The following is a 12,397-nucleotide window of genomic DNA, read 5'->3' as shown; positions in this document are numbered from 1 at the left end:
AGACTTTAAAGCAGCTTGCGTTATTATTTATTTCTCTTGCAGTGCTCGCCTGAGCGTAAAAATAATCGCGAGCTGGCAACGGGGAAACTTGCCTGCAATCACTTTTTTGGCAGATTAAAATTTGCAGATAATACCCTTAAGATTGATCCGCCGGGCAGTATTTTCATGGGTTGTTTCGAGGTAATTAATAAGGTGAAAAGGATCCTTGCCAGCGTATTAAGTGACTGCTTAGAAATCCACTTAATAAAAAATAGAGTATCTCTTTCAGGTACTAGATCCCCCTTAGCTATCGTGCTGACCGATAGATTTCGGCTTCTGTTATTAACCCGACTGGCTTCTCGCCAGCCCCACTAAACGGGAGAAAAGACGTTTTAGCAGAGGCGGGATTGAATCAGCCCCCCGCTCTTCAACTGCATTGGCTATCGCTAAACCTAACCCTGGTTTAGAATGTTTATGAACCGCCTTGTCAATAATTTTATTGGTTGCAATACGTGCTAAATCCTTTTCAGTATAGTTTGCGGCCTGAAGATAAATATCGGCAAAACCATGGTCAAAAAACAAGTGCTCAATATCCAACGCGGGTAAAACCAAAAGACGATTAACTAAAGAGTCCTTGCCTAATAACATTTCAGTAACCCGTGCGGCATATTTTTTCCCCGCTGCATCACCGTCGGTTAAAACCGACCATTCAATGTGTAAATCTTGTGCTAACTTGATCAATGGCGCGACACCACATTGTGCAAACTCAATAATTTGTACACCTTCAACAACCAGGTTGTAACCGCATAAACGCGATAGCTCAGTCAATAACCAGGTTTCAGTTTCGCCTTCAACCAACAACCAAGAACGGGCAAACAGACTCTGCGGCCTGGTCATACGAACATGAAAAGCAATACGGCGCAAATCGTTCTGGGAAAAATGTTGCAGATTTAATGAATAACTGTTGGTCAAACCAGTACTGCGGACTAAACGCTGAATACAACCTAATGGCAGGAATGACAATAACTGACTTGAATTGGTACTGACCAATTTTTGCATAGGCAATAATGAAAAAAACCGCCAGGTGATCGCTAAATTAACCGGGTGAAGGTTATTTTCCGGTTCTTCAAGTAACAAAACAGGGGTCGCCCCGCGACGTAATAGGTGCTCGCCCCTGACCTCTAAAAATTCGCCAAGTACCAGTAATAACATAGCCCGGTCATTTTTATGTCCGGTTTTTAAAAGATCATTAAAATGAGTCAATGCCTGAAAAGAAAAAGGCGGTTTTCCCTTTGTATTATTCAGGGCATCCACTCGATGAAAGTCAGATTGTCCGTAATGTTTTAATAAATAATGATCAAAAAGATAAACTAAAGCCTGATACCCCATTTTCATTTCTGACTCGGACAATTGCTGATATGAATTATTCAAGCGTTTGAAAATACGTTTTATTCTTGCCTCACAGGACTCCCTTTTACTGTGGGTTTCAAGGTCCGCACTGTCTTCTTCAGTTGCCATCATCGGCAGCTCACTGCCCATACGCAGCACCGGAACGAAGGAGGTGAATTCACTGACTAAATGCGCTAATAGTGCTTTCTCAAATGATTTTTTTTGCCCCTGATTATCTAAAAAATAACGCTCAGTGAGAATATGACCGGATTCCGTGATGCTGCCATCTATCTGGTAATAAATATAACGGGCACCCTCTTTGGGCAGGTTCCAGACGGCAGTGATACTTTTATATTGCCTTTGTAATGACTCATCAGTGGTCTGTTCCTTAAAGGTAAAAACCAGATGGATTAACTTATTGCTGCTAACGTCAGAAATCGGAGGCTGGTGAAAATCATCATAAGTAAATTTATAAGCTTTTTTAGTACCCGATAAAAAAAGTGATAACGCATCAAAAAGGCTGGATTTACCCCAGCTGTTTTCGCCAAGAAAAGCGCTCAGACTTTTAACATTAATCGACAAACGATTAATGCCACGAAATCCGACTACCTCAATTTGATCTAACAGCATAATTCTTCCTTTAAATTAAGCCCTACCTTAAAAATATCAGAACTCCTCCATAAGGCAAATTTCAGCATAAAGATTAAAAATGTGAGCCATCACAAATCACAGTGGTCCGCACCTCATTAATTGTTCATTTAAAGCTTTTAATTTGACTTAAGTTGATTAGAATAGTCACATGATAACCTTTTAATTAAAGTGGTTATTATTTCTCAAGCAGGATTAACGCTATAAGACTTTTCACGGATAGAAAAAGAGAGACTAAAAATAAAATTATCGTTTTTCTTACCTTTATATTCACTAAAATCGGGATCTCATCTAATGCAGAATATACATAGCCTCAAGCACTTACCAAGTCAATATGCCATTGATTTAATAGCCGATTATCAAGATCAACTTAAACAAAACAACCTCAATTATCAGCACTTACTAGGAAAATTAAAAAAAGACCTAAACAGGTTAGGTTTTATGCCAAATGCGGATAATCAAGTCTGGATGTCAACCAGAGGCAATGATTACTTAACTAATCCAAGATTATTTAATCATGCCCCTCTTACCTGTATCTGCACTGTTTTAAGTGAAGTATTTAAAGAAGATGATTTGAATGAGCTCGCAGAACAATTACCAAAAACAGTGTTAAAACAAGCCCTATTAAGGCTTAATGAATTTAAATTACACTAAACAATATAAGGTCTTGCCCGCGGATTTTTTGCAGCTTGTTGGGCGCAACCATTTTAGTTATAACTGCTCTGCATATTGTTTAATTAAGGTTAAAAACTCAGCACCGTATTTATTAAGTTTTATTTGGCCAACACCACTGATATTCAAAAATTGAGACTCGGTGGTTGGCATTATTTCACTCATTTCAGACAGTGAGACATCACTGAAAATAATATAAGGCGGCAAGTCTTGACGATCCGCAATTTTTTTGCGTAATTGTCGTAATTTAGAAAACAGCTTATTATCTGAAAAATTAGATAAAAGACGCTTTTTATCTTTGGATTTAACCAGTTTTAAACGTGGTACTGCTAAATAAAGGGGTTGTTCGGCTTTAAGAACGGGTCTTGCGGCTTGAGTTAACTGCAGGGCAGAACCACGGGTTAAATTTTGCATCAGCAAACCACAATGGATCAACTGCCTTAACAGGCTTAACCAGTACTCCGTGGGTTGATCCTTACCAATGCCAAAAGTAGACAGCTTATCATGCCCCAAGCTCTTGACTCGGGCAGTTTGAGCGCCTTTTAGCACTTCAACCACATAGACCATACCAAAATGTTGTCCGGTACGATAAACACAAGAGAGAACCTTTTGCGCATCTTCAGTGGCATCATAACTTTTCGGGGGATCCAGGCAGACATCACAGTTACCACAGCTTTTATCGCTATATTCCCCAAAGTAGTTAAGTAAGACCTGACGCCGACAAGTCTGTGCCTCCGCAAATGCCACCATAGTATTTAATTTATGCAATTCAATACGTTGCTGTTGTTCATTGCTGTTTTTCTCAAGCAGTGCGCGGACCCGGCTAGCATCAGCAGGGTCATAAAATAACATCGCCTGCGCGGGTAAACCATCGCGTCCGGCACGGCCTGTTTCCTGATAATAGGATTCAATATTTTTAGGTATTTCATAATGCACAACAAAACGTACATTGGGTTTATCAATGCCCATGCCAAATGCAACGGTAGCAACCACGATATCAACTTTATCTTTAATAAAAAGATCCTGCACTGCCTGGCGCTCTTCAATCATCATTCCCGCATGATAACAACGCGCCGACAGCCCTTTTATGCGCAGTTTTTCGGCTAACTCTTCAGTGCGCCGCCGACTGGTACAATAAATAATGCCACTTTCATTTTTATGCTCATCTAAATAATGAGCTAACTGATTTAACGGTCGGTATTTTTCAATTAAAAGATATTCAATATTAGGGCGATCAAAACTATGAATCGCAATGAGCGGATCATTAAACTGCAAACGCGCTAAAATATCCTGCTGTGTTGCATAATCGGCTGTTGCCGTTAATGCAGCGAGTGGAATATCAGGAAAGCGCTGCTTTAATTGTCCAAGTAATGCATATTCAGGTCGAAAATCATGGCCCCATTGAGAAATACAATGAGCCTCGTCAATGGCAAATAAATTGATCGGCAGATTATCCAAGCGGCGAATAAAGTCCGGACGCAGCAAACGCTCAGGCGCAATATAAACAAGCTTTAGCTGCCCACTGTGCATATCATTAATAACTTGATTTTGCTGCTGATAAGAGAGGCTGGAATTTAAATATGCTGCGGCCACTCCGCAGGCTCGCAGGCTATCAACCTGATCTTTCATTAAAGAAATCAGTGGTGAAATAACAAAACAAATGCCCGGCCTGACTAATGCGGGGATCTGAAAACAAAGACTTTTTCCTCCCCCGGTCGGCATCACTACCAGGGCGTCACGGCCTTCGCAAAGCTGATTAATAATCAGTTCTTGCCCTTCACGAAACTCATTGTAGCCAAAAACATCGAGTAAGATCTGTTTCGCGTTATCGGAGCTTGGTTGATTCACTATGCTGCTGCCTGAATTAAAGATATTAGGTTATACCCAAACTGCTTGAAGATACATCATCAAGCAGTTTGGGTATCAGGCACACAGTGTAATTCAGACAGACCAAAAAATCAGCTTAATAAGTCGCGGAAGTTTTGACAGTGTAATTTATAAAGCAGAAAAATCTCGGCTGAAAGTCTCCACCTTGGACCAATCTGTTAATTCAATATCAAGACTGCTATCGGTACTGCCCCCAGTCATTTTCATAATCATTTGAATAAGCAGGGTTTGCCACCAATTATAACGGGAGTAGAGCAGAGCACCTGCAAAGACTCCTTTTAAATTGGGCTGCCATTGGGACAATTGATCAAATTTGTTCATATAAGCATTATTGGCCGGAATCGCTTTTTCCGGCTTACGCGCCGTTAAACAGACGACAAAAAATGCATTAGGTAATGAATCCAATTGGCTTTTATGCTGATTAACAAAAGTCAGCAAATTTTTACGAAAGTTGCCGTAACGCACGGAGCCACCAATTAATACTTTATGATAAAGACTGAAGTCAACTTTCGGGTTGTCATCAATGTTCAGCAAGGTCACTTCACCATCAATTAACTCAATGATGCGGTTTATAATTTTTAATGTTTGTCCATCAACGGATGAATATAATATAAGGGTCTCAGTTGCCATCTTTTAATTTTTCCAAAAAATAGGGGTAAATAAAACTAATAAGGTGAAAATTTCTAACCGGCCAAATAACATCGCGAGGATCATTATCCATTTAGACGCGGCACTCACCTCATTAAAATGAAGCGCGACATCGCCAAGCCCGGGACCTAAGTTATTGAGCATGGCGGCAGTCGCAGAAAAGGAACTCAGCTCATCCATACCGGTCAATAATAACGCTAACATACAAAGCACAAATACCAGGGCATAAGTTGAAAAGAATCCCCAAATCGCTTCAATAACACGATCTGGAAGGGCCTTATTGGCTAATTTAATTTTAAAAACCGCTTTGGGATGAACCAGTCGCTTGAGCTCACGTATCCCCTGTAAATTGAGCAATAAAACACGAATAACTTTCATACCGCCGCCCGTTGACCCTGCGCAGCCACCAATAAAGCTGGACATTAGCAATAAAATCGGAAAAAACGCCGGCCAATTCTGAAATGAGGTAGTGGTAAAACCGGCAGTGGTCGAAATAGAAACAGCCTGAAATAAGGCCTGGGAAAAAGAGGTTTCAATTGAATCATAAACCTCATGACCCATCAATCCTGCAAAACAGACGGTGGTTAAGAGTATCTGAATAAAAATAAAAGCACGCAGTTCCGGATCTTGCCGATAAATATTAAAAGAGAATTTTCTGCTGGAAAAGACGCTGAAATGCAGTGCATAATTGACCCCGGAGATAATCAGAAACACCACGGTGATAAGGTTAATAATATTGCTGTCAAAATGCCCGATACTGTCATTGTAAGTTGAAAAACCGCCAATGGAAACCGTTGAAAAGCTGTGCCCGATAGCATCAAACAAACTCATTCCGGCAAGCCAAAATGCCAGCATACAAGCAACGGTCACGAACAGATAAACATTCCACAATGCCTTGGCTGTTTCCGCAATACGCGGTGTCATTTTAGAATCTTTGATAGGTCCGGGGGCTTCAGCCCGGTAGAGCTGCATTCCGCCAATGCCTAACATAGGTAAAACGGCAACGGCTAAAACGATAATCCCCATACCACCAAACCATTGCAGCATTTGCCGGTAAAAAAGAATCGATTTCGGGAGTGTATCAAGCTGTTCGATAACCGTTGCCCCGGTGGTGGTTAAACCCGAGAACGATTCAAAAAAAGCGGAAGCAGCATCCATTTCAATGCTTGAACTCATCAGAAAGGGAATGGATCCTACGCTGCCCAGGGTCACCCAAAAGAGCACAACGATTAAAAAACCTTCACGCACTCGCAAATCTTTCTTAACATGCCGGTTAGGTGTCCATAACAGCAGCGCAATAAGTAAAGTCACCGCAAAAGCGGCCAAAAAATTACCGCCATCTTCACCCGCCGCTCCTTCATAGAAAGTCGAGATTAATGCCGGCGGTAACATGGTCAGGCTAAACAAGCCGACTAACATGCCAACTATTCTGATTATCGAACGAAAGGCCACTGAGTTATCTCACTGTAATGGGGATTTTTTTGGCAATGACTTTTCCCTGAGTCAGGGATTCGAGTTTTTCAGTAAATTGTTTACCTAACTGTTGGTCAACTTCAAGCAACGCTCGAATAGATTGCGAATAATCAACTTCTACAATGCGCCCCGATAGCGTCGCTAATAAACTTTCTACCTGCGCCATTTGTGCATAATCACAGTGTAGTTGATAGCGCTGATAAAAACGTTTCTCAATTGTTAAGAGCTTTTTTAGCAGTTGCTGTACCCCGTTCGAATAAGCGCGTACCAGCCCACCCGTGCCTAATTTTATACCGCCTGAATAACGCACCACAACGGCAATGATTTCGCCTAGGTGACTGCCCTGTAAAACGTTCAACATGGGTTTTCCTGCGGTGCCTTTAGGCTCACCATCATCACTGCGGCCCATGCACATATCGTTATCGGGTGCAGCACCGATATAAGCCCAGCAATGGTGAGATGCTGCCTGATGTTGTTTTTTAATTCCATGTACATAAGTTAGCGCCTGCTCTTTACCTTCGACATGGACTAAATAAGTCATAAAACGACTTTTTTTTATCTCCTCCTGAAAAAATAAACTTTCCATCGGGATAAAATACGGCTCCATCACAAATGCTCCATGGGTTATATTATAAAGTCTCGAAGATATTTGTTTATATTCTATTGCTGCACTCAAAACCCGCTGCCTGCCAGGCTAAAAAACCACCAGCTACGCTATAAACATGTTTAAATCCCATCTGCTGCAGGGAAACGGCAGACAGTACAGAGCGCGCTCCTGAGCGGCACAGTAAATAGACAGGTTGCTCCGCCAGAATTTCAAGCGTGGCGAAGCGTTGTTTAATACTCTCTTCTGAACCGATCTGCATTTCTAATAGACCACGGGGAATAAGTAGCGCATTGGCAATACTGCCTGCATTGGTTTCTGCAACTTCGCGAATATCGATCAGCACGGCCGGTGAATGCCGTTGGTTTAAGCCATGCAGTATGTCATGCAATTGCACAACGCTGATTTCCTGGACTTGAGCGCGTAATGACTCAACCAGTTCCCTGCCATTTATGACCATCTATTTCCCTTACGTTATGTACTTTTATTGCAAATCAATTGAGCAGGAGGACGCAAACAGCGCCTCTAATATTTTACTCTGCTTCTCTGTTAAAAAATCAGGATACACGCTTTGCATTGTTTGTAGAAATACGTGCGTCACTTTTTCATCAAAAGGATCAATACTGAGAGGCTGAAAATGCGCTTTAGCCTTCGCACTGAGGGCTTTCGGGTCAACATTCGACCAGTATTTGCAGCGCAGCAGCAGTGCTAATAACTGCCGATAACGTAAAAATGTTTCCTGTAAATGCTGCGCTAACAGATCGAGTAAAATTTTATTTGCAACACTATACCTGCCCTTCTCAAACTTAAACACACCAATAGTGCCTAATTGTAATAATTCACCCTCCAGCAGTTGCGTTATATTTACCGGTGGTTTTAAAAAATATTCTGCCGCGAGGAAAGGGTAAATTTTTGCAGCGTAAGCAATAATATTGTTGACACTGGTGCTTTTATTGCAGCTCATTAAGTAGCAGACGGTATGACAAATCAAGCTTGGTAAAGCAAAAAGATGCACAATATTGTTGCGGTAATAATTTAACTGCAGCGCTTGATTTCTTGAACAAAAAATCCGTTCACCGTCCTGCTCAAATTTATTCAGACTTAATGCTTGTTGATAGACTGTCTCATTTTTATCTTTCGCATAGGTAAGAGAACTGCTTTTACTCTTTAACTCGAGTAATTGCTGGTGTTTACTGAGTAACGCTAAAAAAACCGCTTTGTTAGATTGAAAGTTTTTACTGGCCAGTAAAATGGCTGCGCATAAAGGTAATGCCCCCGCCGCGGTTGCCTGATTAATATTAACCATCACTTGCTGTGCAAGTTGTTTGACGTGTATTTTAAACTGTCTTTCATCTACAGCCGATGTTTGCCAATTTGGAGCCTGCTGATTAAGATATTTTTTAACATTAATCGGCTTCCCGAAATTAACAAAAACCTGACCAAAATTACCCAACTTTTTAACTGCAGCTAACAGTTGCCAGACACTCTCTTGGTTCTTTTCCTGACCTGACAACTCCTTAATATAACTGTTCACTTCCATGATATGGTCATAACCAATGTAGATCGGCACCAGTATGAGATTACGCTCAGGTTGATTTAAATAGGTTTGTAAGGTGCTCGCCAGAAGTCCTGTTTTGGGAGGTAATAAACGCCCGCTGCGGCTGCGTCCCCCTTCGCTAAAAAATTCAATGGGGTACCCCTGTTTGAAGAGCATAGAAAAATAGCCATTAAAAACGGCACTATAAAGTGGAGAATCTTTAAAGGTACGGCGTAAAAAGAAAGCGCCGGCACGTCTAAGCAGCGCACCTAACGGGAAAAAATTCAGGTTTACACCCGCTGCAACGTGCGGCGCCACCAGTCCCTGTTCAACTAACAGATAGGAAAGTAATAAATAATCCATATGACTGCGGTGACAAGGCATATAAATAATTTCGGCACCACTTTGATTTGCCTGCCTGACGGCCTGCGCGTGGTTAACTTTAATTCCTTTGTAAAGGTGATTCCACAGCCATTTTAATAACAGCCGAAAAACGCGTAACAGCGGATAGGAAAAATTGGCACTGATTTCAATTAAATATCTTCGGCATTGCCGCTCAACCTGCTGTTCAGTACAGCGCTCGCTTGCCGCTGTGCTGAGAATAGTGTTACGCAGCAGCGGTTGCTGCAACACAGCCGCAATCATAGCGCTACGATTGAGCAGTTTAGGACCGATACTATAACGTTTCTGATTGGCAAAATAGGTCAGCGCTATTTTTGCAAGTTGATGAGCTAGAAGCTGATTATCAAAGTTTGTTTGCCGATCATGGCGCTGTCTGAGCGCCGCAATTGAGATCGGTTTATTAAAGCGGAGCAGATGATCTTTGCCATTTTTCAGTACAATGCAGGTTTTATGCAGCGAACCACTTACGTGTTGATCAAACCTATCAACGTCGAATTTTTTCTTCTGTTTACCCGGGTTTCTTCCCCAGTAAATGGTAACGGGCAGTAACTGAATATCTAAATCTGGCTGCAACCGATGCAGATCTAATAACTGCTGATACTTGCCTAAATAGGCAGGGGTTTGATTAGCTTTGGGCGCAGCAAAAGTATCATCAATGAAGATAGTGGCACTTAAATTTTGTCCGGTCACCCTTATTGGGCAATAGGGATCGGGTAAACCGGCCTGCAGACAGCAGGATTGTAATGCGAGCAGGTCGCTTGCACAATTTTGTGCAACGAGATAAATAATAGGGCGACTTAAATCAAGCTCTAATTCGGCAATGGGATTCAGCGGAACATACTGACTACTGACCCAATACTTATTAATAAAACGATCAAAAATGGAGCCTTTTAGCAGCACAGAGAGATCCTATTATTGTTATACTTTAAATGGCTTCGATACTAATATCAAAAAACAGCGCAAATAACTATAAAACAACTATAAAATTACAATAAAAATAACTATAAAAAAAACAACTGTCCGCAAACTAGAATAGCACTTTCATAGCACTTTCATAGCACTATCAGATAACTATGATAGAACTATCATAAAACTCACAGGTAACTATCATAGAACTCTCAGATTCCCCAAAAAAGCCGCAGCAGCACAAAATTCATTGTTCCAGCGGCTAATGAGCAAGTGATCTTACTCTCGCCTTTTGTTAAAGTAAGTCCCCCAATAAAACAGCTTACAGGTTGATCATTTCATGCAAAAAAATACCGGACTAAAACGCGTTTTTTTAGCCATGGGCTATTCGCTACAGGGCTTGAAAAGTACTTTTAAACACGAAGCCGCGTTTCGTCAGGAACTTTTATTAGCCGTTATTTTAATTCCCATCGCCTGCTTTTTAGAGGTCTCTCAAATCGAACGGATTTTATTAATTACGCCTATTGTATTGGTAATGATCCTTGAGATTATTAATTCTGCCATTGAAGCCGTGGTAGATAGAATCGGCAGTGAGCATCATGAACTTGCCGGCAGAGCAAAAGATATGGGCTCTGCGGCGGTGTTTGTCGCTTTAGGTTTGACTGCTTATATCTGGATCGAGATTCTTTTTTTATAAAGAGATCAGTTGGCAACCATAAGCAGCGCTCCAAAGGTTCCCTATGTTATATTTACTATTAACGGGAACCCGTTTCCGTTAATAGTAAATATTATTTTCAGTTAAGGATTTAAAATGGCAGGTAAACCTCCCTTTACGCAGCACAAACCAAAAATCAATTCGCCAATTAAAACCGTTCCCCACTCCTTTGAGGCTGAGCAGGCAATTATTGGGGGTTTATTACTTAATAATGAAGCTTGGAACGATGTTGCCGAGCGGGTTGTTGAGCGTGACTTTTACCACAGAGCACACCGCCAGATTTTTGCAACCATTGAGCTGCTGAGCAGTGAAGATATGCCGGTTGATTTGGTCACTCTCTCTGAACACCTTGAAAATAAAAAAGAGTTAGAAGGCGTAGGCGGTATTGCCTACCTGGCAGAGCTGCTGCAAAACACTCCTAGTGCGGCTAATATTAATAACTATTCCGATATTGTACGGGAGCGCGCCATTGTCCGAGAATTAATTGGTGTTGCCAACGAAATCGCCGAAGCGGGTTATGACACCGAAGGTCGGGATAGTAATGAATTACTTGATTTTGCGGAAACCAAAGTATTCCAAATAGCCGAATCACGCAGCAATAAAAGCGAAGGCCCGCTGGCCATTAAAGATATTTTAAAAGCCACAGTGGCAAAAATTGATGATTTATGCAAAAACCCGCGCGATGGTATAACCGGTTTATCTTCCGGTTATAATGATTTGGATCAGATGACCACGGGATTCCAACCCGGGGATTTGATTATTGTCGCTGCCCGTCCTTCCATGGGGAAAACCACCTTTGCCATGAACCTTGCCGAACATGCCGCGTTAAATGCCGACAAACCAACGGTTATTTTTTCACTGGAGATGCCCGCAGAACAGCTGATGAATCGTATCCTCGCCTCTCTCGGGCGTATTGATCAGGGCAAAATACGCACCGGTCAGCTGGATGAAAATGATTGGGCATCGCTGTCATCGACTATGTCTATTCTGCTGCAAAAGGGCAATATGTTTATCGATGATAGTTCCGGCCTGACACCGACGGAATTACGCTCACGGGCGCGCCGTATTGCCAGAGACCATGGCGGGGTTAGTATGATCATGGTCGATTACCTGCAGCTGATGCGCGTGCCATCATTAAGTGAAAACCGGACCTTAGAGATATCGGAAATTTCACGTTCATTAAAAGCCCTGGCCAAGGAGCTGCGCTGCCCGGTCATAGCCCTTTCGCAGCTCAACCGTGGACTTGAACAACGGGCCGACAAACGCCCCATTAACTCCGACCTGCGTGAGTCCGGAGCGATTGAGCAAGATGCCGATTTAATTATGTTTATTTATCGGGATGAAGTGTATAACGAAGACAGTGAACATAAAGGAATTGCAGAGATTATTATCGGTAAGCAGCGTAATGGTCCTATCGGAAAAGTGCGTTTGACCTTTCAAGGCCGTTATTCACGATTTGATGAATATACCGGTGCGGCTTACCATGGCGATGACTAAACAGTCGCCATCGATGCCTCTTAAGCAATCAAGTTATATA

11 protein-coding genes are annotated in these 12,397 nt (G+C 41.9%); 4 read left to right on the top strand and 7 right to left on the bottom strand.

The window, feature by feature from the left end:
- Positions 1-15 precede the first annotated feature (15 nt).
- Positions 16-354 carry an META domain-containing protein gene (locus ACJAZP_RS04810; protein WP_415229603.1) on the top strand — a complete coding sequence of 113 codons (339 nt, stop codon included), beginning with the start codon at positions 16-18 and terminating at the stop codon, positions 352-354.
- On the opposite strand, the gene ACJAZP_RS04805 is transcribed toward ACJAZP_RS04810, so the two are convergent.
- A complete protein-coding gene (locus tag ACJAZP_RS04805) occupies positions 322-1,998 on the bottom strand; it encodes an ATP-dependent endonuclease (protein ID WP_415229602.1) in 1,677 nt (558 codons plus the stop codon). The two genes, ACJAZP_RS04810 and ACJAZP_RS04805, sit on opposite strands and share 33 nt — an antisense overlap.
- Before the next feature lie 312 nt (positions 1,999-2,310).
- Here ACJAZP_RS04805 and ACJAZP_RS04800 point away from each other — a divergent pair, with 312 nt between their 5' ends.
- Positions 2,311-2,670, top strand: coding sequence for a hypothetical protein (locus tag ACJAZP_RS04800; RefSeq protein WP_415229601.1), 360 nt, complete (start codon positions 2,311-2,313; stop codon positions 2,668-2,670).
- 57 nt (positions 2,671-2,727) lie between these two features.
- Here ACJAZP_RS04800 and recQ read toward each other — a convergent pair whose 3' ends face one another.
- The 6 genes from recQ to plsB all read right to left on the bottom strand — a co-directional run bounded on the left by recQ (position 2,728) and on the right by plsB (position 10,139).
- The gene (gene recQ, locus ACJAZP_RS04795) at positions 2,728-4,536 is read right to left on the bottom strand and encodes a DNA helicase RecQ (protein WP_415229600.1); all 1,809 of its coding nucleotides are present in this window, start codon (positions 4,534-4,536) and stop codon (positions 2,728-2,730) included.
- Between the two features lie 147 nt (positions 4,537-4,683).
- Positions 4,684-5,205 (bottom strand): menaquinone-dependent protoporphyrinogen IX dehydrogenase, encoded by a 522-nt coding sequence (gene hemG / locus ACJAZP_RS04790; RefSeq protein ID WP_415229599.1) that lies wholly within the window; start codon positions 5,203-5,205, stop codon positions 4,684-4,686.
- Between the two features lie 3 nt (positions 5,206-5,208).
- Complete coding sequence (locus ACJAZP_RS04785) at positions 5,209-6,675, bottom strand: TrkH family potassium uptake protein (protein WP_415229598.1); 1,467 nt, start codon at positions 6,673-6,675, stop codon at positions 5,209-5,211.
- Between the two features lie 4 nt (positions 6,676-6,679).
- Positions 6,680-7,303: a YigZ family protein gene (locus ACJAZP_RS04780; protein WP_415229597.1), complete on the bottom strand. Its 624-nt coding sequence runs from the start codon at positions 7,301-7,303 to the stop codon at positions 6,680-6,682.
- Between the two features lie 46 nt (positions 7,304-7,349).
- Complete coding sequence (locus tag ACJAZP_RS04775) at positions 7,350-7,760, bottom strand: rhodanese-like domain-containing protein (RefSeq protein ID WP_415229596.1); 411 nt, start codon at positions 7,758-7,760, stop codon at positions 7,350-7,352.
- Between the two features lie 24 nt (positions 7,761-7,784).
- Positions 7,785-10,139, bottom strand: coding sequence for a glycerol-3-phosphate 1-O-acyltransferase PlsB (gene plsB / locus ACJAZP_RS04770; RefSeq protein ID WP_415229595.1), 2,355 nt, complete (start codon positions 10,137-10,139; stop codon positions 7,785-7,787).
- Between the two features lie 346 nt (positions 10,140-10,485).
- Here plsB and ACJAZP_RS04765 point away from each other — a divergent pair, with 346 nt between their 5' ends.
- Together ACJAZP_RS04765 and dnaB are read left to right on the top strand one after the other, a co-directional pair.
- Positions 10,486-10,842 carry a diacylglycerol kinase gene (locus ACJAZP_RS04765; protein WP_415229594.1) on the top strand — a complete coding sequence of 119 codons (357 nt, stop codon included), beginning with the start codon at positions 10,486-10,488 and terminating at the stop codon, positions 10,840-10,842.
- A gap of 114 nt (positions 10,843-10,956) precedes the next feature.
- Positions 10,957-12,357, top strand: coding sequence for a replicative DNA helicase (gene dnaB, locus ACJAZP_RS04760; protein WP_415229593.1), 1,401 nt, complete (start codon positions 10,957-10,959; stop codon positions 12,355-12,357).
- The last annotated feature ends 40 nt before the right edge of the window (positions 12,358-12,397 follow it).

The sequence above is a fragment of the Psychromonas sp. genome, assembly GCF_047632955.1.
In the GTDB taxonomy this organism is placed as follows: domain Bacteria; phylum Pseudomonadota; class Gammaproteobacteria; order Enterobacterales; family Psychromonadaceae; genus Psychromonas.
The sequence above is the reverse complement of the archived record's forward strand: the minus strand, read 5'-3'. Positions and strand labels throughout refer to the sequence as shown.

Excerpts from the sequence above, each read along its gene's own strand:
- ACJAZP_RS04775 (WP_415229596.1), bottom strand. The coding sequence starts at position 7,760 with ATGGTCATAAATGGCAGGGAACTGGTTGAGTCATTACGCGCTCAAGTC.
- dnaB (WP_415229593.1), top strand. The coding sequence starts at position 10,957 with ATGGCAGGTAAACCTCCCTTTACGCAGCACAAACCAAAAATCAATTCG.
- ACJAZP_RS04800 (WP_415229601.1), top strand. The coding sequence starts at position 2,311 with ATGCAGAATATACATAGCCTCAAGCACTTACCAAGTCAATATGCCATT.
- hemG (WP_415229599.1), bottom strand. The coding sequence starts at position 5,205 with ATGGCAACTGAGACCCTTATATTATATTCATCCGTTGATGGACAAACA.
- ACJAZP_RS04780 (WP_415229597.1), bottom strand. The coding sequence starts at position 7,303 with ATGGAGCCGTATTTTATCCCGATGGAAAGTTTATTTTTTCAGGAGGAG.
- ACJAZP_RS04805 (WP_415229602.1), bottom strand. The coding sequence starts at position 1,998 with ATGCTGTTAGATCAAATTGAGGTAGTCGGATTTCGTGGCATTAATCGT.
- ACJAZP_RS04765 (WP_415229594.1), top strand. The coding sequence starts at position 10,486 with ATGCAAAAAAATACCGGACTAAAACGCGTTTTTTTAGCCATGGGCTAT.